Consider the following 22316-nt stretch of genomic DNA (forward strand, 5'->3'; position numbering starts at 1 on the left):
TCGAATCGCTGCCTTGTCAACCGCTTTCTGAAGAATTTTGAAACTCGAAATCTTCAATTAATTCAAACGGTTGTCTTTCAATTTCCGGCCCGCCTCAGTGGCGTGCCCCTCGAAAGAGATGCGTATTCTACAGAGCTCACTCCGACTGTCAACGCGGTTTTCAATATTTTCTCAAAAACCTTACTTTTCGATCAATCCGTGATCACTACGCGAGCAATTTTCTTCTTACCCGCCTGCACAACGCAGTCGTCGCCCAGATTAAAGAAGCGATCACCCTCGTGCTTTTCACCATCAATAAAGACAGCGCCACGCCCAAGTACGTCTCTGGCAGCGGCCCCATTCTTCACCAACCCTGCGAGGCGAAGCACTGTAGCAACGGGCAACTGCTCCTGCCCGGAGAGGGAAACCTCGATAGTCGGCACGTTCTCGGGTATTTCACCCAGGCCCACCCGGTTACCCGCGGACTTGTGCGCTGTCGCCGCCGCTTCAGCGTTATGGAAGCGAGTGATAATTTCTTCTGCCAGCAGCTTTTTGTAGTCCTGCGGATTTGCACCCCCGGACACTGCAGCACGAAACTCATCCACTTCCGCCAACGGCCGGAAGCTCAGCAATTCAAAATAACGCCACAGGAGGTCATCCGGCATGGACAACAGCTTGGTGTACATTTCACCGGGCGAATCATTAACGCCGACATAGTTGCCCAACGACTTTGACATCTTCTGGACACCATCCAGCCCTTCCAGCAACGGCATGGTCAATACAGCCTGCGGCTTCTGACCATAGTGCTTCTGGAGAATCCGCCCCATCAAGAGGTTGAACTTCTGATCTGTCCCGCCCAGCTCCACATCAGCCTCAAGGGCGACCGAGTCATACCCCTGAACCAGTGGATACAGGAACTCATGAATGGCGATGGGCTGCTCGGCACGGTAGCGCTTGGTGAAATCATCGCGCTCGAGCATACGGGCAACCGTATACTGCCCCGCCAGACGAATCATGTCAGCCGCAGAAAGCTTGCTCATCCAGTCGGAGTTAAACACCACACGTGTCTTTTCCTTATCCAGGATCTTGAACACCTGCTCTTTATAGGTAATGGCGTTGGCAGCAACCTGCGCTTCCGTCAGAGGCGGGCGAGTTGCACTCTTGCCGGTGGGATCACCGATCATTCCGGTGAAATCCCCTATAAGGAAGATCACTTCATGCCCCAGGTCCTGGAACTGTCGCAGCTTGTTGATCAGAACCGTATGGCCCAAGTGAAGATCTGGGGCCGTAGGATCGAATCCGGCCTTTATCCTGAGAGGGCGCCCCTCCCGGAGCTTCTCAATCAACCCTTCCTCGGGGATCAACTCATCCATGCCGCGTTTGATAACGGCCAGCGCCTCTTCAATAGATGCCATGTACCACACACCCTCAATTCTGATCATTTGGGCCGGACGACAGTTACAGAGATCTACAAAAGAAATCTGTGCGTTACCAGCACCCCTGTTAAAGTGTACCTGCTCAGTTTTTGAACAAAGTCGCGTATTTAAGGCCGGGTATTATAACAATCCCGGCCTCAGAAATCCGGCCAGTATGCCAGTAACGGTAATGTTTGATGCTGTCCTGAGCGCATTTTATACGGTAATCTGTTGGACTATACTTGAACAACAGCTTTAATTAGGTAGTACAACCTACCGGAATACCGATTAAAACGGATGCGACACGTGCTGAAAATGTTTCCGAAAACCCATATCACCATTGCCGCTGCGACCAGTGTTGTCGTTGCAGCCGCTATTCTGATGAGCCCCAGCGCCGATGTAGAAGCCAATAGAATGGCTTACTCGCTGGATCTCGACGAAGGCACCGTCAAGTCGTCAGGCAAGCCGACTCCCCGCATGAACGAACAGCCCGCTGCCGACAAGATGCCAGAAGAAGACGCAACAGTAGCACCTGAACTGGCATCCATCAGCGACGAGCCTCAGCTACCCGAAGCACTGGACACCGCTGCGGCCATGGCTGAGGTCAGCGAGCCAGAGCTGCAATGGCAGGAATACAAGATCAAGTCCGGCGACACACTTTCATCCCTGTTCGGCAAGGCCGGCTTCAACGACGGCATCATGCTGTCTGTGATCCACGGCTCTGGCGAAGCCGATAAGCTTCAGCGGCTCTATGCTGGCGAAACCATCGCGTTTGCAACCAATGACGCCGGCGAACTCGCTGCCATAGACCTCCAGCGCAACCTGCTGGAAACCCTTCACGTTGAAAAAACCGAAGAAGGTTTTACCGGCGAAACCGTGGTCCGCGAGCCTGACGTTAAACCGGCATTTGCGTCAGGCGTTATTGACGGCTCCCTCTATGTGGCGGCGCGCGAAGCCGGCATGAGCGACAGACTGGCCATGGAAATGGCGGGCATCTTCGGGTGGAACATCGACTTCGTATACGACGTTCGCAAGGGTGACCGGTTCGAAGTGGTGTATGAGGAACTGTATCTGGACGGCGAGAAATTCGACACTGGCAACATTCTGTCTGCTCGCTTTATCAATCGGGGCAAAGAGGTTATTGCCCTGCAGTACACTGACAGCAACGGTGATACTGACTATTACAGCCCGGACGGCAGCAGCATGCGCAAGGCGTTCCTGCGCACACCCATCAACGCCCGCGTCTCTTCTTCCTTCAACCTTCAGCGTCGTCACCCGGTACTGGACGTCGTTCGCCCGCATGAGGGCACTGACTACGCCGCGCCTCCAGGCACTCCCATTAAGGCGGCTGGACATGGCAGGGTACAGTTTGCCGGATGGAAAGGCGGCTATGGCCGCACGGTCATTCTCAAGCACGGCGACAACATTACCACTCTCTATGCCCACATGAGCCGTCTCGGCAAAGGCATCAAGACCGGCACCAAGGTCAAGCAGGGCGACACCGTTGGCCATGTTGGCTCTTCCGGCATGGTGACCGGGCCCCACCTGCATTATGAATTCCGGGTCAACGGCTCTCCGAGAAACTCGCGAACGGTCAAGCTCCCTGATGCGAAACCGGTACCCAAGTCAGAAATGGCTCGCTTCAAGGGATTTGCGGAACAGCAAGTTGCCAAGTTCGAACTGTTCCGCCAAAACTACCAGCATCTAGCCCTGGCCGCTGACGAGTGAACTGAATGAAAGCCTGGATTGGATTGATGTCAGGCACCAGCATGGACGGCATTGACGCCATACTGGTGTCGTTCAACGGTCAAACAATCCAGGTGCATGCCACCCACACCACCGCCTACCCGGACGACATACGCAGACGGCTGGTCAATCTCGGCCAGAACCGGGGAACGCCGGATGATGTCGGCGAGCTTGATCACGCCGTCGGCTCACTGTTCGCCCTCGCGGCGGAAACTGTGATCGGGAAGTCCGGTTTCCCGGCCTCATCCATCAACGCCATCGGCAGTCACGGCCAGACCCTACGTCACCACCCTGATAGTTCAGCACCTTTTTCCCTGCAGATTGGCGATCCCACTGTTATCACTGAACGAACCGGCATCACGACCGTGGCAGACTTCAGGCGGCGCGACCTGGCAGCAGGCGGTCAAGGAGCGCCACTGGTGCCGGCATTCCACAAAGCCTTCTTTAGCGCTGAAGGCGAGAGCCGGTGCATCCTTAATCTTGGCGGCATCGCCAATATCACCCACCTTCCAGCGGGCGCCAATGAGCCGATCACCGGTTTTGATACAGGCCCTGCGAACGCGCTGATGGATGCCTGGTGCATGGATCAGACTGGCCGGGCGTTTGACGAGGATGGCGCATGGGCCGAGGAAGGGGAGATCAATCAGGCACTGCTAAGCGACCTGCTTTCGGATGCCTACTTTTCGCGACAGCCACCCAAGAGCACGGGTACCGAAAAGTTCAATATTGAGTGGATCAGGACTCAATTACGTCGTCACCCGGACCTTTCCGGCGCCGACGTACAACGCACCCTGCTCGAATTAACTGCAGTATCCGTCGCGCAGCAGTTGCCGCAATCGCCGGGAATGACAATATTTGCGTGTGGGGGCGGTGCTAAAAACAGGATTCTGATGCGGGCTCTGCAGCGAACCTGTAGCCCGGCCCGCCTCGCGTCAACAGATGACCTGGGCCTGGACCCGCAATGGGTAGAACCGGCGGCCTTTGCCTGGCTCGCAAGCCAGACACTCGCCGGCAAGCCCGGCAATGTTCCGGAAGTTACAGGCGCAGAGGGGAAAAGAATACTTGGGGCGGTGTACTACGCCTGAACACGCACGTCAGATCGAGAAGGAGCTACCACAGCCACAGGTGGAGCTGGCATTGGGGTTCTGAACGACAAATTGCGACCCCTGCAACCCTTCCTGATAATCCACGGTTGCCCCGACCAGATACTGGTAACTCATAGGATCCACAAGCAACATCACGCCATCCCTTTCGATGACCGTGTCTTCCTCATCCTGCGCTTCATCGAATGAGAAACCATACTGGAAACCGGAACAGCCGCCACCGGTCACAAACACGCGAAGCTTGAGGTCGGAGTTGCCCTCCTCATCCACCAGCTCCCGTACTTTGGATACCGCGCTGTCACTGAAAAACAGCGGTGTGATTGCCTGTTGCTGAACTACACTCAAGTCCGCCTCCGGTTACAGAAAAATCTGACCTGATTATCATATTCCTGACTAAAACAATCAACTATTCCTTGCCAGGTACCTCTACCGACTCTTCCTCCGCCTGCTTCTCTTCAGGAATGACTCTGCCGGCAGCATCAGATTGCTTGTCCCTGCTCAACAAACCCGCGGGCTCGTTCTGGTGAACCAGGCTCCCGTTAACGGACGCGCCCATAGCCATCTCGATCAGATTGTAATAGACATTGCCATGGATGGAGGCTTTTTCGGCCAGTTCAAGGTGCGTTGACGCGTACACATCGCCGTGAACCGTGCCGTTTACGATCACATGAGGGGCGACAATGTCACCCTCCACGGAACCCACCTCAGACACCCTTAACACCGCGTCGCCGCCTTCTTCGGCAACGACCCGGCCGCGGATAGTGCCATCCACATGCAGTCCGCCGGAGAAATGCACATCCCCCTTAACCGTCGTGCGGGACGAAACCAGGGTATCGAAGTGCCCAGCGGGGCGCCTAGGTTTCTGTTTCTTTTTGCCAAGCATTTTAGTTCTCCGTCAATTCATCCCAATCAAAAGTTCGTTCGGCCTGGGACGATTTACTGCCTTCTGCACGGGCGACCACCTGCAGCTCAACCGGCTCGAAACCGTCCGGCACTCGTAAAAGCCCCTCTATATCCTGAAAATACCGGAAGCGGAACTTGACGCCCAGATCGTCGATATCGTCCGACAGGTCCCTCAGCGCGATCACTTCTTTCTCTTCATTTCGCATACCAATGACGTTCACCGCGACCACGCCCGATATATAACTCTTGTTGTCACCGATCTGGGTGAGCACCAGCTTAAAACCATAGGTGTCGTCCTGGCGCCCCTGCTGCATCGTGAACCGATCCACCTGCAGCCCTTTGCTGGTTTCCGAAGGTGCCATGATGTTTTTATAGAAAGTCAGATCCGCTTTCAGTGACGCGATCCGGGTTTCCAGATCAACAATGCTCCTTCTCGCCTGATTCAGGGCTTGTGCATCTATGGTTCGCCCCCGCTCCAGGTTGACCAGTTGCTGGCTGGCCTCGCGGTTTTGCTCTCGAAGGTCTTCAACCTGCTCTTCCAGCAGGTCGCGGGACTCTTCGGCAGTTGAAAAACGGAATCCACCCTGCGCCATACCGGTCACATACCCCAGCACCGCAGCGAGGATGGAAAACGTCAGCAATATCAAGCTTCGGCGCAGCCGGTACCCCGGGCGATGCCGGATGACAACGTATTCTTCAGCGGGTTTTCTGTGTTCGCTCACCGGTCAGACCTATGGTAGCAGCGCGGGCGCTTCCAGCCCGAGGGTTTCCTTGAGGTCAAACATGATGTTCATGTTCTGGACCGCCTGCCCTGCCGCACCTTTTACCAGGTTATCAATGACCGATGAAACGATCACAATATTGCTCTGCTCCTGCCGGTGAAGAGCCATACGGCAGTTGTTGGCACCACGGACACTGCGGGTTTCCGGATGACTGCCAAATGGCATCACGTCCACAAAAGGCTCATCCCGGAAGCGGTCTTCGAACAGCGACTGGAGACGGTCAAAATCAGCAGGGTTCCGAAGCTCTGCGTATAGCGTTGCCTCGATCCCCCGGACCATCGGAATCAGGTGTGGCACGAAGGTAACACCGACATCACCACCCGCCGCCTGGGACAGGCCCTGACGAATTTCCGGGAGATGGCGATGACCGGATGCGCCATAGGCCTTGAAGCTCTCGCCCACCTCACCGTGCAGCATACCGATCTTGCCCTGACGTCCGGCACCGCTGGCGCCCGACTTGGCGTCCGCGATCAGTCGTGACGGATCGACCAGCCCGCTCTCCAGCAATGGCAGAAAGCCCAACTGGACAGCTGTGGGATAACAGCCCGGGTTAGCCACCAGTTGTGCTGTACGGATCTTGTTCCGCACCACTTCCGGCAGGCCATAAACCGCTTTCTCCGCCCATTCGGGACTTTCATGAGGCATGCCGTACCACTCGGCCCAGACATCCAGATCCCGGAGGCGGAAGTCCGCTGATAGATCCACAACACGGGTTCCGGCAGCCATCAGTTCCGGCATCATCCGCATGGCCACACCGTGGGGCGTGGCGAAAAAGACCAGATCACAGGCTGCCAGCGTTTTTACGTCCGGCTCGGAAAAGGCAAGGTCGTAGTGGCCGCGAAGGTTCGGATACATATCTGCGACCGGCATGCCGGCCTCGGAACGCGAGGTGATGCAACTCACCGTCACGTCCGGATGAACCGCAAGAATCCTCAGAAGCTCAACACCGGTATAACCGGTTCCACCTACAATGCCTACTTTTATCACCTGTTTCTCCAGCTGAAATCGGGTTCATAACACACCCATAGTCTAACATGATAAACCAATGACTTATTGCAGCCCGAGCGGCGCTGGTTACAATATCGTCAAGAAACCACTCGTCCCTGGAAAACCGGCGTTCATGCGTAAACTGAGAAACAAGATCACTGGAAACTTGATCCCGGTTTTCCGGCGCCGGCTGTCCGGTGTCGACGCATTGCCACAACTGGCGGTTCTCGGATTGCTATCCGGCCTGTTTACCGGTGGCGTGATTCTGGTTTTTCGCCTGGCCATCGAATGGCCACTCGAGTACTTCCTGCCTGGCGACGGCTCCGAGTCGTTTGAAGAGCTGGACATTCTTACCCGCGCCATCCTGCCGTTGGCCGGCGCCATTGCGCTGGGCCTGCTGATGCACAACCTGGCAACCCACGACCGCAAGGTTGGCATCGTGCACGTCATGGAACGCCTGAACTACCATCAGGGCTATATTTCCGTTCGCAGCGCCCTCGTCCAGTTCGCCACCGGTGTCAGCACCGTTGTTACCGGCCAATCCGCCGGCCGGGAAGGCCCCGCCGTACATCTTGGGGCAGCCATCTCCAGCTTGATGGGGCAATGGATGCGGCTACCCAACAACAGCATCCGGACATTGGTTGCCTGCGGCTGCGCGGCCGCTATTTCCGCGTCGTTCAACACCCCGATTTCCGGCGTTATTTTTGCCATGGAAGTGGTGATGATGGAATACACCATCGCCGGTTTCACCCCCATCATCCTGGCATCCGTGACCGCGGCGGTGGTTACCCAGGCCGCGTACGGCTCGGAGCCAGCGTTCAGTGTGCCGCCGCTGACCATGAACTCCCTGCTGGAAATCCCTTGGATCATCGCCATTGCAATCATTATCGGGGTCGCGGCGGCGGCCTTTATACAACTGATCGACACCACCGGCCGCCACCACCATCGCCCGGTATTACTGCGACTCACCATCGCCGGACTTCTCATGGTGCCCTTTGCCATCGTTGTACCGGAAGTGATGGGGATCGGGTACGACACGGTGCAGTTCACGATCGACAACCAACTGCCCTTCTGGCTATTGCTGGGCGCCGGCATCGCCAAGTTGTTGATCACTTCGGTCACCCTCGGCCTTGGCATGCCCAGCGGCGTGATTGGCCCCACCCTGTTCATGGGAGCCACACTGGGAGGAGCCATGGGATTGATTGGCGCCCAGATACTGCCGGATATGGCATCGTCCGTGGGCTTTTACGCCATGCTGGGCATGGGCGCCATGATGGGGGCCGTGCTGCAGGCGCCACTGGCAGCGCTCATGGCGCTGATGGAACTTACCAGGAATCCCCACATTATTCTGCCAGGCATGCTGATCATTACGACCTCGAGCCTGGTAACCAGCGAAGCCTTTGGCAAGAAATCTTTGTTCCTGACCATACTCAAGAGCCAGGGCCTGAGTTACCAGAACTCGCCGGTTATCCAGGCTTTACGGCGCGTGTCCGTTGGCGCCATCATGGACAGGAACATCCTGCGCACCGAACGCTTCCTGTCGCGTGAAGAAGCCAGAAAAATCCTCAAATCCGAACCAAAATGGCTGGTGGTGGAAGGCAGTAGCGGCCCCACTGGCCTGCTGCCGGCGGTGGATCTTGCTCGCTACATGGAAGACACCAAAGCGCCGGCAACGGACAGCGAAGAAGACACAACACCAGAGCAGATTGACCTGATGGACATTCCCGCCAATCGCCGGGACATCGCACCGGTGCAGTACCAGGCGACCCTGGAAGAAGCACTGAACGAATTTGACCAGACCAGCGTAGAAGCCCTCTACGTGCAGCGTCATGTTGCCCCGATGATCCAGCGCGTCTATGGCGTTGTGCTGAAATCGGATATCGAGAGCTACTACCAATACCGACGGAGTTGATGAATGTTGTGGGTCAAAGCCCTGCATATTGTGTCCATGGTGTGCTGGTTCGCCGGCCTTTTCTACCTGCCAAGACTGTTCGTCTATCACGCCGCCTGTGAGGACGAACCTGGCCGCCAGCGCTTCAAGATCATGGAGCGCAAGCTCTATCGGGGAATCACCACACCGTCTATGGTAGCAACGGTTGTTTTTGGTCTCTGGCTCATCGGTTACAATATCGAAGGTTATATGAGCCAGGGCTGGATTCACGCCAAACTGTTGTTGGTGGTCCTGCTGATCGGCTACCACTTCTACTGCGGACATCTGGTGAAGGTGTTCCGCGATGACCAGAACACCCGTAGCCACGTGTTCTACCGCTGGTTTAACGAGATGCCCGTTCTGGCACTGGTCGCCATCGTCATTCTCGCTGTCGTCAAACCCTTCTGAGGAGCCCGACTATCAACCTTAACAGCCGTCCTCACGTTCTGATTATTTCTGGCCTGGATCCCTCCGGCGGCGCCGGCATCCAGGCTGATATCCAGGCAGTGACCGCCCTGGGCTGTCACCCGCTGCCTGTGTTGTCCTGCCTGACCGTGCAAGACACCCGGAACGTCTACAACGCCACCGCAACGGACCCGGACATCGTCCGCCAACAACTGGAATGCCTGGCCGGGGACACCCCCATTCATGCCATCAAAACCGGAGCCCTCGGCAACGCCGATGTGGTGGATGTACTGGTGGATTTTCTCGCCAACCACCCGGACATCCCTCTGATTACCGATCCGGTGATCAAGGCCGCCGGTGGCGGCGACCTCGCCGACGAAGCGCTGATTGCACGCATGAAGGAACGCCTGTTCCGACACGCAGAGATGATTACGCCCAACAGCATTGAATTGGCCCTGCTGGGCGAGAACGAAGATCCGGCGCAAGCGGCCCGCAAGCTGCTAAACGCTGGTTGCCAGTCCGTACTGGCCACGGGGGGGCATGGCGAAGGCGAGGACATCATCAACACTCTCTACCACCAGTCTGAAGAACCGTCCCATTTTTACGTTGAGCGGGTTGGTGGTGAGTATCACGGCACCGGGTGCACCCTGGCGGCCTCGATCGCCGCTGGCAGGGCATCAGGCCTCTCAGCCGGGGCAGCGATTGACCAGGCGCAGGACTATGTCCTCCGTGCGATCCGGCACGCACTGCGAGTCGGCAAAGGGCAACCGGTACCCGACCGGGGCATTCCATGGCAGAGCTAACGCCTTCCGGCACTTTCAGTGCCCAGGCCATCGCCAAGGGCCTGAAGCCAGGCCTCTACGCCATTACCGACAGCCAACTGTTACCGGAAGACCGACTGCTGGTCGCGGTTGAGGCGGCCCTTCGAGGCGGGGCCGTGTTGGTACAGTACCGTGAAAAAAAGGCGCCGGAGCCAGAACGGCTGAAACAGGCGCAGGACCTGGCGGCCCTTTGCCACAATGCCCGCGTGCCGCTGATCATCAACGATGATCCTGAACTGGCCCGTCGCTGCGGAGCCGCCGGTGTGCACTTGGGTCAGTCCGATGGCTCCCTGGCCCTGGCCAGACGGCAGCTTGGTGACCATGCCATCGTCGGTGCAACCTGCCATGCCGACCTGGCACTGGCGTCCCGGGCGGATGCGGACGGCGCCGACTACCTGGCCTTCGGCCGCTTCTTTAACTCAACCACCAAGCCTGACGCCCCCGTTGCCGAGCCTTCAGTTCTGACCAAGTCACGGCAGTTTGGCAAACCCGTAACCGCCATTGGGGGCATTACTATAGATAACGGCGAAGGCCTGATCCGCGCCGGCGCCGACCTGCTGGCCGTGGTCGGCGGCCTGTTCGATGGTGACGTTGCCACCATTGAAGAGCGCGCACGCCGATTTAGCCAGCTGTTTGCGCAACATCACCCACTTTTTTCATCGTCCGTATCTCAGGAGTCCTGAACCATGACCCAGTCCGAAACCCTATTCGAACAGGCTCAGAAATACATCCCTGGAGGCGTCAACTCTCCAGTCCGGGCCTTCCGGGGAGTCGGCGGTACCCCGCTGTTTTTCAAACACGCCGACGGCGCCTACCTGTACGACGAAGACGATCGCCGCTACATCGATTACATCGGTTCCTGGGGGCCCATGATCCTTGGCCACGGCAACCAGATCATCAAGGATGCGCTCCATGCCCAGGTCGATCAGGGCATCGGTTACGGAGCACCGACAGCGATCGAAACCGAAATGGCCAAGAAGGTCTGCGAACTGGTCCCTTCCATTGACCTGGTGCGCATGGTTAATTCCGGCACCGAGGCCACCATGAGCACGGTTCGACTCGCCCGCGGCTATACCGGCCGAGACAAGATCGTGAAGTTCGAAGGCTGCTATCACGGCCACGTGGATTCACTGCTGGTGAAAGCCGGCTCCGGCGCGCTGACCCTGGGCGTCCCCAACTCACCGGGCATTCCCGCCAGCCTCGCGGAACATACGTTGACCCTGGCGTTCAACGATATTGAAAGTGTTCGGGAAACCTTCGCAAAAATGGGCGATGAAATCGCAGCCATCATCGTTGAGCCAGTGGCGGGCAACATGAACTGCATACCGCCTGTCCCCGGTTTCCTTGAAGCGTTGCGGGAGGTATGCGACGAGCACGGCACGGTATTGATTTTCGATGAGGTCATGACCGGCTTCCGTGTCTCCCTCGGTGGCGCTCAGGAACTCTACAGTGTCACACCGGACCTGACCGCCCTGGGCAAAGTGATTGGCGGCGGCCTGCCTGTTGGCGCGTTTGGCGGCAAGCGGGAGATCATGGAACACATTTCGCCACTGGGACCGGTCTACCAGGCCGGAACTCTGAGTGGCAACCCGCTGGCCATGTGTGCCGGGCTGGCTACATTGAACGCCATTTCAGAGCCGGGCTTCCATGACCGGTTGACGGAAAAGACCAATGCCGTGCGCGATGGGTTAAAGGAGGCTGCGGACAGCACCGGCGTCCCATTGGCAGTGCAAAGTGCTGGCGCCATGTTCGGCTTCTTCTTTACCGACGCCCCCAGGATCACACGCTTCGACCAGGTCATGGCCTGCGACGTAGAGCGGTTCAAAAAATTCTTCCAGGGGATGCTCAAGGAAGGTGTTTACCTGGCGCCTTCAGCCTTTGAGGCCGGCTTTACCAGCGCAGCCCTGACCGATGACGACATCCGACAGACAACGGAAGCGGCACGCCGTGTCATGAAAACGCTCTGAACGCGACCGATTGATCCCTGACCCCGAAAGCCTGTCAGCAACAGGGACATGTCTTTCGGGGCCCCAGGGGTGACCCGCATCACACTTCTGACCGCCCAAACCGCCCCGGCCCCTCCTGCCGTTGACTTCACTCACCCTATGATCAAATTATGGTCAGATCTCGGACAAGAGATGCACTGACTGCGACCATCTAACAATCACAAGACAGAAGTCAGCGCATGGACGCCACGCAGTACTGCCTTGGACTGCCCCAAAATGCAGTAGTCGGCACAACCTGTTAGGTCGAGCCGCAGTTTGACAATAAATACAACAGCAAACTGTAGGTGCAACAATGAAACAATGGATCAAGGTATTCGCCATGCTGGTGGCACTGGCATGGTCGGCGCCATCAATGGCCTGGTGGTGGAATTCCACGCCATCCAACTACACCGACACCCGCTATCCGGTGGTGTTGGTTCACGGTATGTTCGGATTCGATTCAATTGCGGGGGTAGACTACTGGTATGGCATTGCCGAAGACCTGCGCAAGTACGGTGCCGATGTCTACACCACCCAGGTACCCGCTCTGGACAGCACCATCGCCAGGGGTGAGGCACTGCTACCACAGATCGCCTCAATCGCAGCGGTTCATGGCAAGGTAAACCTGATTGGCCACAGCCATGGCGGGCCCACCGCTCGATACGTCGCACGGGTAAGGCCGGATCTGGTGGCCTCGGTAACCTCCGTGGGCTCCCCCCACAAAGGCTCACCGGTTGCAGACCTGATCCACGGATCTCCGGCGGACGGTCTTGCGGCATCACTGGGTAACGCACTGGGCAGCCTGATCGACCTGCTCTCCGGTGGCGGCTACAATCAGGACCTCCAGTCCAGCCTCTACTCACTCACCACCGAAGGCAGCGCCGAGTTCAACAACTTCGCCCCCGCCGGCGTTCCGGCCAGTGCCTGTGGTGAAGGTGCCTATTCCAGCAACGGCGTGCGCTTTTATTCATGGGGTGGCACTGGCGTACTGACCAACGTGCTGGACCCATCCGACGTACTTTTGGGCACCACCAGCCTGGCGTTTACGTTCAGCCCCAACGATGGATTGGTAGGCCGCTGCAGCAGCCATTTTGGCAAAGTGATTCGTGATAACTATTTCATGAACCACCTGGATGAGGTGAATCAGGCTCTTGGACTGCATAGTCTGTTCGAGACTGATCCAAAAACCGTCTTCCGGCAGCAGGCCAACCGCCTGAGAAATGCCGGGCTTTAAATAGCCCCGTTCGCCATGGCTGGATACGGATATCCCGCCATGATTTCAGAACACGGTCTCAAACCCGAGCATCACTTCCCGACGGCTGTAGTCATAACGTTCAATGGTACTGCGGTTGTCCAGCATGCTCCATTCCGCCAGCATCATCCATTCCCCGGCCAGTCGGTATTCCGCCAGCAGCGAACCGCGCAACCGGTTATCCGTGCGCCGCTCAGAGACCAGAGCCCCGTTCGACACGAATCGTTGGTCATCCTTGTAGCGGGAGTAACGAACATCGGCCTTGCCGCCCAACGAAAATCGGCCCGACACATAGTGACGGACTTCCGCCGACACAAGATTTCGTATGGGAGATACACTGAAGAACTCCTGCTGTGTCGAGAGATCCCTTCGATGGTTATCTTCCAGCTGATAATGACCGCTCAGAACCCAACTTCCCAACGCTTTATCGGCGCTGGCGCGGAATCGCAGCATTTCTCCATCGTAGGCGCTGTAATCGCTGCCACCGTCAATCGTTGAAACCGAACCACTTACGCTGCATTCAACACCAGAGACCACAGGAGCCAAAACGCACCGATCGGGATGATAGAGCATCTCGACCCGGGCCTCGCGCTCAAGGGGATCACCGCCAAACCAGGATGCCGACAGGCTCAGGGTTGATGTAAGCTCTCCGTCTCCCAGCTCTTTCGGCAACGACGCACCAGTGCTGAGATAAGTGTTATTAAAGGCAGAGTTCCCAGGGTACTGACGAGTGAAAGCAACCCCGTGCAAGCTGAGTTCCTTCATTCCGAGTTGAACAGTTCCCGCCGCCAGCGCATCCGCAAACCCGCCTTCCTTATCACTGGAAACATCATCCGGAGTTCCAGCAATATTGTCGTCGTATCCGCCAGCGACGGCGAGATAGCCACTACCATGGCGCTGACCCAATGGAGATTCCGCGGTGACATCAGCCAGCTGGTGACGAGCCAACGTTTGGACTTCTTCAGGTGAATCCTCGCTGGCAGCACGTTCGAACCACTGGCGGGCGTCGCCCACCTTACCCATCCTCTGCTTTACCAGACCGAGGTTGTAGTAAGCCAGAGGCGCATGAGGCGTTTCCAGCAATGTCAGGAATACGGTTTCGGCCGACTCGAGATCGCCGAGACGGAAGTAAACAACGCCGAGATTGTAGAGTAGGGATGGAGAGTTGGTGCCAGCCGCCCGAGCTCGCTCGAAAAAAATCCGGGCCTCTTCCAGGTTTCCTTGCCGAAAGGCCTCCACACCGGCATCGAAATCCGGCCTATTGGTGACCTCCATGGCCATCGCCGCAGGAGTCGAGGTCATCAGGGCAATAAACAGAATGGCTGATCGTGGGAACCCCAAGCTTTACTCCGGAAATACGCTGTGGTGGCGCCCCTCAAAACAGACGCGTTGAGTGAGGGCACGACAAAAACCGGAGTATAGCAACTGACGAAGTGCTTCGTCGCAGAAGGAAAATTACGATGCCGTATAGTTAGTAAGTAGTTAGCAAGGGAAGCTAGGGCCGGTCGGGACGATTGGAGACATCTGGCAGATCAGGCAACTCAGGCCGCCCCTTTCGCCCATTGTCATTACGGACTTCCCGAGCCCGCTCAGACGCTGCGTTGGCGGCATCCCGCCCTCTCTCGCGTGCGTCCCGGGCCTTATCCGCGGAATGAACCGACTTATCGATGCCACGATCTTTCGACGGTCGACCAAGTGATACCGGTTCACGCAGGTTAATCTCACGCACGACAGATTCCGTAAGGTCTTCGTCGTCTGTAACCATTCTCATGGTCACATCAAGATCATCACTGGCAAAAACCGTTGACGGTCCCACCAAAAACAGGCTGAGACCGACGAAACAGACAGCTCTCTGCCAGATTCCCGACATCATGACGAGGGCTCCGGACGTCCATTTATTGATGGGCCGTTGAGACTGGCCCGGAACGTTTTGGTTCTTTGGCCATCGTCAAGATGAGCGACCAGCTCACCCTCACCAGAGAACAGAATGTTTAATGGCAGGTTTACCACATTTTCGCCTTTATCCAGATCAACTCTCCAGCTCAACCTTTGGTGCCCGGGATAATCAGAAACCTCTACATGAGGCGGCAATTCCACTGTCAAAGTAACACCCTGCAGCGCTTCCCTGGAGCGAAACGCAAGCCGAACATTCCGGGCAACCGGCTTCAGTGCCGAGCGTTCATCCGCGCTTTCATCAACAACGGTTACTCGATGATCGGTTACTGAATCCGTTTTAATCTGCGCCAATTCATCCGCCGGTTCCTGGCCTGAACGCCAGCCAAAACCAAGTGCAATCCCCAGGACCAGGGCCGCCGCAATGGCACCTCCCACCCACGGGGCACTCCAACCGTAGTCCGTAAGGCTTTTGCGGGACCGGCGCTCCCTTCCGATGGCAACATCCAGAACCTGTTTCTCAAAACCCGGCGACGAGGGCGGTATCTCCTGACTTTCACGCATCGCGGTGACGATTGCCAATTCGTTGTGTGCGGCAACGGAACAGCTCTCACACTCGGCAAGATGCTGCTCAAGGCGGTTAGCCTGAGCAGCCGACAGCTCGGCCTTGGCCCAGGAACCCAGATTGTTTTTGCACTCGTCACACATCATTGCCATCACCTCATTCTTTCACACGCTCGGCCTGCGGAAAAAGTTCCGGACGCTCAAGTAACTTTTCCCGCAGGGCGGCCCGACAACGATGGACTCTCGACTTCACCGTGCCAACCGGTATTTCAAGCACCTGAGCAATATCTTCCTGGCTCCAGCCATCCACATCGTGCAGCAGCATCAGAGTGCGCCGATCCGGCGACAGAGTCTGAATAATCTCATCCATAACGGGCTTCAAGCGCTCAGAACTGATCTGCTCACTGAGATCGGGGACATCCGCGGCGTAGGAGTCTAGAAAGGAGGATTGCTGTTCCGGCTCTGCTACGTCGCTAACAGGCCTGTCGGCGCGACGTCCTTTGCGACGGACCTGATCAATAAAGTGCCGGTACAACACGCGATTCAACCATGGCCTCAGTTGCTCCACTGATTCCAGCTCCGAGAGACGGGGATATAGTTTCAAGACCACATCCTGAACCAAATCCTCGGCATCCTGTTGCTGCCCAGCCAAACGATACGCAAACCGGTACATAGCCTCCAAATGCGGCTGCACCAGTTTCTCAAATCGCTTGGCCCGGGAAGGGTTAAAGGAAAGTAAAGCCAAAACCGGTACTCGTCTGATTAATCGCGCAAAAAGAGGACGCAGTTTACAACACAATCCGCACGTAAGTATTGGCCCATGACCAAACCACCGATCAAAGTCGCATCAGCCGTCCAAGAGGCAAGGGTTAGCAGACACAATGGAACGGCTGACGACATTTCAGCGTTATGCCCTTGTGGCCACCCAACATTTCTTCAACCGGCCAGTGTCTTTCCCTAAGGAGGTTTGCAATGAATCAGTCTCTGAAATACCTGACAATACTTGGCTTTACCGGAGCGCTGACTGCCTGTGGCGGTGACAGCGACAGCAGTAGTCTTAGCGGAGGGGAAACAGGCAGCGTAAGCGTCGGACTGACTGATGCACCTGTAGACAGCGCCCAGGAAGTAAACATTGAGGTTACCGCGCTGGTACTTCAACCTTCAGACGGCGAACGTCGCAGGTTTGAGCTGGAATTCCCCGCACCGATCAATCTTCTCGACCTGCAGGGAGGTTCATTTGAAAGCCTCGTCACTGATGAGGAAGTTCCGGCTGGCAACTACAACTGGATGAGAATCGAACTCGGCGACGACAACACCGTCCTTCTTGATGACGGAAGCTCTCACATCCTTACCACTCCATCGGAAAGAGGCGTACAGACATCAGGGTTTACCGTTCCTGCCGGAGGTGAAGTCAGCTTTACCATCGACTTCGATGTTCGCAAGTCACTGGTTAACCCTGTCGGGCAGGACAGCTATCGACTCAAGCCGGTACTCAGGCTTGTCGACAACTCTGAGGTCGGCACTATCGAGGGTACGGTAGCTGGCGAACTGATCACTCAGGAATGTGGTGACGCAATGACTCCTGAATTTGCAGGCAATGTCTACGTTCATGAAGGTGCAGATGCCGTGCCTGACGACATTGGCAGCGAAAACGAACCGCTGGTTGTTGCTCCGGTCGACGAAAACGGAACCTATACCTACACCGCCGCTTTCATTCCAGCTGGCGAGTACACCGTGAGTTATACCTGCGGGGATGACCTGATCGAGAACGATCAAGGAGAACCATCAGACGACGACATCAACTTCAACGGAGCTCAAAATGTCACCGTTGTTGCTAGCGAGACGTCTACCGCTGATTTTGAACTCCAGACACAGCCGTAGTTCTCGATAGATAGCCGGGCAGTTCAAACACTGCCCGGCTCCAGTTACCGCAAATCACAAGGCCGACGCACGCGCCTCAGCCTGATCCGCCCCAGCCACATTCCCCCTGGCACGCCGGATATCCGCCAGCAGCAACCATCCCGAGCGCTGCAATGACGAATTGCTGCCGGCCAAAGACAACCCTTTCAACGTGAACTGCTCCGCCGAACCCAGTTGATCCAGTGCCACGTAGGCTTGTGAGAGCTTGAAGTACACCTGCGCCGAGCGTGGGGCGATTCGCTGTGCCCGCTCCAGTTGCGCCACGGCGGCCTGGGTCTCGCCGGACGCCATCAGGCTGTCCGCCCGCTGGATAAGGCTTCGTGCTGCCGGCGACAGTGCGTCACCCTCATCCTGGTAGCTGGGGGCCGTGCGCTCTGGCTGCCGCACAGGTTGATCAGGCTGCTCGCTTTTACGCTCAACCCGCGGTTCGTCACGAGGCTCACCGGTTTGTGGCGGCTGGGGCGCCTCGTCAGGGGATGACCGATCACCGGCTGGCACATAAATGGAGCCACCGCCCGGGCCAGAGGCGCAACCGGCCACCGTCAGCGACAGGGCCAATAAACCAGCGCATGTAAACGTGTTCGATTTCATTGGAAAAGTCCTTCAAACCAGCCCCGTATCCGCCGCTCGATATTACCTCCGCAGGAAACCTCCACATCAGGCTCACTGCCGGTGATGAACGGTACGAGGCGTGCATTGTCACAATGTTCTTCTGTCAGGGCGACTTCGTCGGGATTGACCCAGAGGTACTCTACCCCATCCGGCACCACCGGCGAGAAGCCGTGCTGCGGTACCTGGCTCATAAACCGGGACCACACCGGTAAGGCGCCGGTGGCGCCTGTCAGAGACGTTGGGCCGTTGTCGTCCCTGCCAACCCAGGTCACCGCCAGCAGGTCGCCGCTGAAACCGGCGAACCAGGAATCGCGGCCATCATCGGTGGTTCCGGTCTTACCTGCAAGCGTGAGCTCTCGTGGCACGGTCCGGTACGCGGAACGCCCGGTACCTTCCTGCATGGTTTCCTGCATAACATACTGGACAAGATGTACCGCGGCGGGATCCGCTACCTGGTCCACTTTCAGGCTATAGCGAGACAGGGCCTCGCCTTCGGCATCGGTGACCTGCCGAATGGTTCTCAGGGGCGTATTGAAACCGGACGTAGCCAGCCCCTGATAGATCTGGGCGACCGTTACCGGCGTCATGGAGACTGAGCCCAACAACATTGATGGATACTCCGAAATACCCCCGGGAACGCCAAATCCCTGCAAGGTAGACTTCACAGCGCCGATACCCACATCCAGTCCTACACGCACAGTAGGTAGGTTATACGAGTGGGAGAGCGCCTTGTGCAGGGGCACCTCGCCGCGCTGTTCCTTATCGTAGTTTTCAGGCTCCCAGCGGCGTCCGTCGTCGAACACCAGGGAGAAGCCCTTGTCCTCGACAGGTGTGATCAGGGTATACCGATCCGGGTTCTGCAACGCCGTCAGGTAAACGAACGGCTTGACCAGGGAACCGATAGGACGGCTCGCATCCACGGCGCGATTGAAACCGGCGTATTTCGGGTCACGCCCACCAACCAGGGCCAACACCTCTCCACTGTCCCGCGAGGTCACCACCATGGCGGACTCCAGCGTGGTATCGGAGCTCCCCTCCATTCGCCCGAGCATATCCTTGACGGCAAATTCCGCCGCATACTGGATCGCGGGGTTCAGGGTGGTGAAGATGCGAAGCCCCTCACTCTGCAGGTCTTCCTGCTTGTAATCCCGGGCCAGGTGACGACGAACCAGATCGATGTAGGCCGGGTACCGGTTTTCAGAGTATGAAGCCTGGTTCGTAACACCCAGCGGCTGGGCACGGGCCCTGGCGGCATCCTCTTCGCTGATAAGATCGGTTTCAGCCATCACATCAATGACCAGGTTGCGACGGGACAGGGCACGGTCCGGATGGCGTCGGGGATTATAGTAGCTCGGCCCCTTCACCAGGCCGACCAACAAGGCAATCTGATGGGTTTGAAGATCACGAATCGACTCGCCGAAATAGAACTGGCTTGCCAGCCCGAATCCGTGAATGGCTCGTGTGCCGGCCTGCCCCACGTACACCTCGTTGACATATGTTTCCAGTATGTCGTTTTTCTCGTAATGGAGCTCCAGCAGCAGCGACATCAGGGCTTCGTTACCCTTGCGCAACAAGGTTTGATCCCGGGTCAGGAAAAAGTTTTTCACCAACTGCTGGGTCAGCGTGCTGCCCCCCTGCACGATCTGCCCGGCCCGGATATTAGCCAGCATTGCCCGGCCAATCGATAGCGGGGCGATCCCGACATGGTCATGGAAATTGCGGTCCTCAACGGCCAATAGCGTATCGGTGAAAAGTTCGGGTACATCCGCCAGCTGCACCAACACCCGGTCCTCCTTGTGGGCGGGATAGATACCGCCGATCTGGGCCGGTTCCAGGCGCACAATCGGCGAAGGGTCGCCCGACAGTACCCGGAAATCCTGCACCTGGTCGCTGTATATGTTAAGCGACAGGCGTCTACGAGGTTCCAGCCCGTCGGTAAACAGAAAGCCCCGAGTGCTGATAATAAAGTGGCCGCCATTGCGACGATAGGTACCTGCCCGGCTGCCATCCCCGGCACGGTAGCCGGACAGCTCAAGCTCCCGCTGCAGAGCCCCTGAGCTGACGCTCGCGCCGTCATACAGCTCCAGTGGTCTCGCATAGACTCGAGACGGCACTTCAAATCGACGGCCTTCAAAGCGGGAAGTGACCACCGCATCCAGGTAGACCATCCAACCGGCGAGCAGCACCACGCCGATAAAAAAGACGCGCAGAAACAGGCGCCAGAACCAGGGCCGGCGGGCAGACTTTCCCTTGCGGGTGTTTTTCTTGGGCGATTTCCGGGGGGAAGCAGATTTTTTCATGGCGGGATTATAACGAATCCGGGCGTCGGTACGGCAGGTCATCCGTGTGTTATTTCTGTAATCTGCCCGTTTTGCTCGTTATGATGGGGGCGATAAAAATCAACGAGTTCAAGGAACCCAAGGAGAGAGCCGTGAGCGACGCACCTTCCGACAACCTGATTCTGGCACTGCAGAATCCGGCGCTGTATGACCACCCGGTGAAAGACTTTCAGGTTATCGAAACGCACATCTCATGGGTCATCCTGACCGGCGACTATGCCTACAAAATCAAGAAGCCGATGGACTTCGGCTTTCTCGACTTCTCGACCCTGGCGCGGCGCAAGCATTTTTGCGAAGAGGAATTGCGGCTGAATCGGCGTCTCGCCAACAATCTATACCTCGACGTAGTGCCCATCACCGGCTCGACCGAGGCTCCGGCGCTCGGTGGCCAGGAGGACGCGTTCGAGTATGCCATTCGCATGCGCCAGTTCGACCAGAACGAACTGTTTGACGTGCGACAGGAAAACAGCAAACTCACGCCTGAGCTGCTCACCAGCCTCGCGCGGCAGGCCGCGGACTTCCACGACAGCCAACGACCGGTTGAATCCGGCAAACCACTGGGAACGCCGGAAGCAGTCTTCGCTGCGATGCAGGAAAACTTCGACCAGATCCGCCCGATGATTGACGATGACGTGCTCCTGCTTCAGCTCGACAACCTGGAGCAATGGACCCGCAGCACCTTTGAGCGCCAATCGGCCCTGATTTCCGAGCGCTACGAGGGCGGATTTGTACGGGAGTGCCATGGCGACCTGCACCTGGCAAATATCACGATCTATGACGGCGACGTGACAGTATTCGATTGCATCGAGTTCAGTGAGCCCTTCCGCTGGATAGACGTGATCAATGACCTGGCGTTCCTGCTGATGGACCTGGAGTCCCGCCGTGAGCCCGAGCTGGCGAACCTGGTATTGAATACCTACCTGGAGTACCGGGGTGACTTCGAGGCCCTGTCGCTGCTACCCCTCTACAAGGCCTACCGCGCCATGGTCCGCGCCAAGATTGCCCTATTCACTCTCGGCAACCCATCGCTGACCGACTCCGAGCGGGAAGGCCTGATGCAGCGCTACCGTGATTACGCCCAACTGGCGGAAGACTACAGCGCCATACCCAACCCTTATCTACTGGCCACCACCGGGCTCTCCGCCAGTGGCAAATCCTGCGTCAGTGGCTCCATGGCGGCGGAATTGGGGCTGATCCGGCTGCGCTCGGACGTGGAGCGCAAGCGACTCTTTGGCCTGGGCCCGCTGGACCAGAGCAAATCCCCGACCGGTGAGAAGCTGTACACCGAAGAAGCCAACCAGCGCACCTATGAGCGCCTGGCCGAACTGGCCGGCGCCTTGCTGACCAGCGGCCTGCCGGTCATCGTAGACTCTGCCTGCCTGAAACAGTCCGAGCGGGAGATGATGGCGGACGTGGCGGAGAGCCGGGGCATGCCGTTCGCTCTCCTGCACTGCGAAGCGCCCCTGGAAAGCCGTAAGGAATGGGCTCGCAACCGCTCAGGTGATGCCTCCGAAGCCACCGAGGAATTCCTGGAAGAACAGGAAGCCTGGCTTGAGCCTCTTACCACCGAGGAAAAAACCCACACCATTCACCTGTATACCGACCAGGAACATGTGGGGGAGGCGGTCGCAGACCGAATCCGCCAACATTTTGGCCTTCCCGGGATGTAAAGCGCCTGAA

21 protein-coding genes are annotated in these 22316 nt (G+C 57.5%); 10 read left to right on the plus strand and 11 right to left on the minus strand.

Annotated elements, in window-relative coordinates:
• Positions 1 to 191 precede the first annotated feature (191 nt).
• Positions 192 to 1394 carry a tyrosine--tRNA ligase gene (tyrS, locus tag B3M52_RS00100; protein WP_075195697.1) on the minus strand — a complete coding sequence of 401 codons (1203 nt, stop codon included), beginning with the start codon at positions 1392 to 1394 and terminating at the stop codon, positions 192 to 194.
• A 306-nt stretch (positions 1395 to 1700) separates the two neighbouring features.
• Here tyrS and B3M52_RS00105 point away from each other — a divergent pair, with 306 nt between their 5' ends.
• Both B3M52_RS00105 and B3M52_RS00110 read left to right on the plus strand, forming a co-directional pair.
• Positions 1701 to 3122: a peptidoglycan DD-metalloendopeptidase family protein gene (locus tag B3M52_RS00105; RefSeq protein ID WP_075195723.1), complete on the plus strand. Its 1422-nt coding sequence runs from the start codon at positions 1701 to 1703 to the stop codon at positions 3120 to 3122.
• 5 nt (positions 3123 to 3127) lie between these two features.
• Entirely contained in the window at positions 3128 to 4225 is a 1098-nt protein-coding gene (locus B3M52_RS00110) for an anhydro-N-acetylmuramic acid kinase (RefSeq protein ID WP_036203304.1), read from the plus strand.
• A 9-nt stretch (positions 4226 to 4234) separates the two neighbouring features.
• Here B3M52_RS00110 and erpA read toward each other — a convergent pair whose 3' ends face one another.
• The 4 genes from erpA to argC all read right to left on the minus strand — a co-directional run bounded on the left by erpA (position 4235) and on the right by argC (position 6915).
• Complete coding sequence (gene erpA, locus B3M52_RS00115) at positions 4235 to 4588, minus strand: iron-sulfur cluster insertion protein ErpA (protein WP_036203301.1); 354 nt, start codon at positions 4586 to 4588, stop codon at positions 4235 to 4237.
• A gap of 61 nt (positions 4589 to 4649) precedes the next feature.
• Positions 4650 to 5126 (minus strand): bactofilin family protein, encoded by a 477-nt coding sequence (locus B3M52_RS00120; protein ID WP_036203298.1) that lies wholly within the window; start codon positions 5124 to 5126, stop codon positions 4650 to 4652.
• Between the two features lies 1 nt (position 5127).
• A complete protein-coding gene (locus tag B3M52_RS00125; protein WP_036203295.1) occupies positions 5128 to 5868 on the minus strand; it encodes a DUF6776 family protein in 741 nt (246 codons plus the stop codon).
• A gap of 9 nt (positions 5869 to 5877) precedes the next feature.
• Positions 5878 to 6915, minus strand: a complete 1038-nt coding sequence (gene argC, locus B3M52_RS00130) for an N-acetyl-gamma-glutamyl-phosphate reductase (RefSeq protein ID WP_041332668.1) — start codon at positions 6913 to 6915, stop codon at positions 5878 to 5880.
• A 133-nt stretch (positions 6916 to 7048) separates the two neighbouring features.
• On the opposite strand from argC, the gene B3M52_RS00135 reads away from it, so the two are divergent.
• The 6 genes from B3M52_RS00135 (at position 7049) to B3M52_RS00160 (ending at position 13290) form a co-directional block, all read left to right on the plus strand.
• Positions 7049 to 8827: a chloride channel protein gene (locus B3M52_RS00135; protein ID WP_075195698.1), complete on the plus strand. Its 1779-nt coding sequence runs from the start codon at positions 7049 to 7051 to the stop codon at positions 8825 to 8827.
• Between the two features lie 3 nt (positions 8828 to 8830).
• Positions 8831 to 9253 (plus strand): protoporphyrinogen oxidase HemJ, encoded by a 423-nt coding sequence (hemJ, locus tag B3M52_RS00140; RefSeq protein WP_075195699.1) that lies wholly within the window; start codon positions 8831 to 8833, stop codon positions 9251 to 9253.
• A 38-nt stretch (positions 9254 to 9291) separates the two neighbouring features.
• A complete protein-coding gene (gene thiD / locus B3M52_RS00145) occupies positions 9292 to 10053 on the plus strand; it encodes a bifunctional hydroxymethylpyrimidine kinase/phosphomethylpyrimidine kinase (protein WP_075195700.1) in 762 nt (253 codons plus the stop codon).
• Complete coding sequence (thiE, locus tag B3M52_RS00150; RefSeq protein ID WP_178380786.1) at positions 10041 to 10754, plus strand: thiamine phosphate synthase; 714 nt, start codon at positions 10041 to 10043, stop codon at positions 10752 to 10754. Before thiD ends, thiE begins: the two co-directional genes overlap by 13 nt.
• A 3-nt stretch (positions 10755 to 10757) precedes the next feature.
• Entirely contained in the window at positions 10758 to 12038 is a 1281-nt protein-coding gene (gene hemL / locus B3M52_RS00155) for a glutamate-1-semialdehyde 2,1-aminomutase (protein WP_075195701.1), read from the plus strand.
• A gap of 331 nt (positions 12039 to 12369) precedes the next feature.
• On the plus strand, positions 12370 to 13290 hold the full coding sequence (locus tag B3M52_RS00160) for a lipase family alpha/beta hydrolase (protein ID WP_075195702.1): 921 nt from the start codon (positions 12370 to 12372) through the stop codon (positions 13288 to 13290).
• Positions 13291 to 13335: 45 nt separating this feature from the next.
• On the opposite strand, the gene B3M52_RS00165 is transcribed toward B3M52_RS00160, so the two are convergent.
• The 4 genes from B3M52_RS00165 to B3M52_RS00180 all read right to left on the minus strand — a co-directional run bounded on the left by B3M52_RS00165 (position 13336) and on the right by B3M52_RS00180 (position 16459).
• The gene (locus tag B3M52_RS00165; RefSeq protein ID WP_083637214.1) at positions 13336 to 14649 is read right to left on the minus strand and encodes a tetratricopeptide repeat protein; all 1314 of its coding nucleotides are present in this window, start codon (positions 14647 to 14649) and stop codon (positions 13336 to 13338) included.
• A 154-nt stretch (positions 14650 to 14803) separates the two neighbouring features.
• Positions 14804 to 15181, minus strand: coding sequence for a hypothetical protein (locus B3M52_RS00170; RefSeq protein ID WP_227517804.1), 378 nt, complete (start codon positions 15179 to 15181; stop codon positions 14804 to 14806).
• The gene (locus B3M52_RS00175; protein WP_083637215.1) at positions 15178 to 15918 is read right to left on the minus strand and encodes an anti-sigma factor family protein; all 741 of its coding nucleotides are present in this window, start codon (positions 15916 to 15918) and stop codon (positions 15178 to 15180) included. Before B3M52_RS00175 ends, B3M52_RS00170 begins: the two co-directional genes overlap by 4 nt.
• Positions 15919 to 15922: 4 nt before the next feature.
• On the minus strand, positions 15923 to 16459 hold the full coding sequence (locus B3M52_RS00180) for an RNA polymerase sigma factor (protein ID WP_228210406.1): 537 nt from the start codon (positions 16457 to 16459) through the stop codon (positions 15923 to 15925).
• Positions 16460 to 16737: 278 nt separating this feature from the next.
• Between B3M52_RS00180 and B3M52_RS00185 the strand changes: the two genes are divergently transcribed.
• Positions 16738 to 17646 carry a DUF4382 domain-containing protein gene (locus tag B3M52_RS00185; protein ID WP_075195704.1) on the plus strand — a complete coding sequence of 303 codons (909 nt, stop codon included), beginning with the start codon at positions 16738 to 16740 and terminating at the stop codon, positions 17644 to 17646.
• A gap of 54 nt (positions 17647 to 17700) precedes the next feature.
• On the opposite strand, the gene B3M52_RS00190 is transcribed toward B3M52_RS00185, so the two are convergent.
• Positions 17701 to 18276 carry a tetratricopeptide repeat protein gene (locus B3M52_RS00190; protein WP_075195705.1) on the minus strand — a complete coding sequence of 192 codons (576 nt, stop codon included), beginning with the start codon at positions 18274 to 18276 and terminating at the stop codon, positions 17701 to 17703.
• Positions 18273 to 20639: a penicillin-binding protein 1B gene (gene mrcB / locus B3M52_RS00195; RefSeq protein WP_226909959.1), complete on the minus strand. Its 2367-nt coding sequence runs from the start codon at positions 20637 to 20639 to the stop codon at positions 18273 to 18275. The genes B3M52_RS00190 and mrcB overlap by 4 nt, the downstream gene beginning before the upstream one ends.
• A gap of 38 nt (positions 20640 to 20677) precedes the next feature.
• Between mrcB and B3M52_RS00200 the strand changes: the two genes are divergently transcribed.
• Positions 20678 to 22306, plus strand: coding sequence for an AAA family ATPase (locus B3M52_RS00200; protein ID WP_228712276.1), 1629 nt, complete (start codon positions 20678 to 20680; stop codon positions 22304 to 22306).
• Positions 22307 to 22316: the final 10 nt, after the last annotated feature.

This window comes from Marinobacter sp. UBA2688 (assembly GCF_002352785.1).
Classification (GTDB): domain Bacteria; phylum Pseudomonadota; class Gammaproteobacteria; order Pseudomonadales; family Oleiphilaceae; genus Marinobacter; species Marinobacter salarius.

Excerpts from the sequence above, each read along its gene's own strand:
- B3M52_RS00110 (WP_036203304.1), top strand. The coding sequence starts at position 3,128 with ATGAAAGCCTGGATTGGATTGATGTCAGGCACCAGCATGGACGGCATT.
- hemJ (WP_075195699.1), top strand. The coding sequence starts at position 8,831 with ATGTTGTGGGTCAAAGCCCTGCATATTGTGTCCATGGTGTGCTGGTTC.
- B3M52_RS00200 (WP_228712276.1), top strand. The coding sequence starts at position 20,678 with ATGATGGGGGCGATAAAAATCAACGAGTTCAAGGAACCCAAGGAGAGA.
- B3M52_RS00120 (WP_036203298.1), bottom strand. The coding sequence starts at position 5,126 with ATGCTTGGCAAAAAGAAACAGAAACCTAGGCGCCCCGCTGGGCACTTC.
- B3M52_RS00170 (WP_227517804.1), bottom strand. The coding sequence starts at position 15,181 with ATGATGTCGGGAATCTGGCAGAGAGCTGTCTGTTTCGTCGGTCTCAGC.
- B3M52_RS00160 (WP_075195702.1), top strand. The coding sequence starts at position 12,370 with ATGAAACAATGGATCAAGGTATTCGCCATGCTGGTGGCACTGGCATGG.
- B3M52_RS00175 (WP_083637215.1), bottom strand. The coding sequence starts at position 15,918 with ATGGCAATGATGTGTGACGAGTGCAAAAACAATCTGGGTTCCTGGGCC.
- B3M52_RS00135 (WP_075195698.1), top strand. The coding sequence starts at position 7,049 with ATGCGTAAACTGAGAAACAAGATCACTGGAAACTTGATCCCGGTTTTC.
- B3M52_RS00190 (WP_075195705.1), bottom strand. The coding sequence starts at position 18,276 with ATGAAATCGAACACGTTTACATGCGCTGGTTTATTGGCCCTGTCGCTG.
- thiE (WP_178380786.1), top strand. The coding sequence starts at position 10,041 with ATGGCAGAGCTAACGCCTTCCGGCACTTTCAGTGCCCAGGCCATCGCC.
- hemL (WP_075195701.1), top strand. The coding sequence starts at position 10,758 with ATGACCCAGTCCGAAACCCTATTCGAACAGGCTCAGAAATACATCCCT.
- tyrS (WP_075195697.1), bottom strand. The coding sequence starts at position 1,394 with ATGGCATCTATTGAAGAGGCGCTGGCCGTTATCAAACGCGGCATGGAT.
- mrcB (WP_226909959.1), bottom strand. The coding sequence starts at position 20,639 with ATGACCTGCCGTACCGACGCCCGGATTCGTTATAATCCCGCCATGAAA.
- B3M52_RS00185 (WP_075195704.1), top strand. The coding sequence starts at position 16,738 with ATGAATCAGTCTCTGAAATACCTGACAATACTTGGCTTTACCGGAGCG.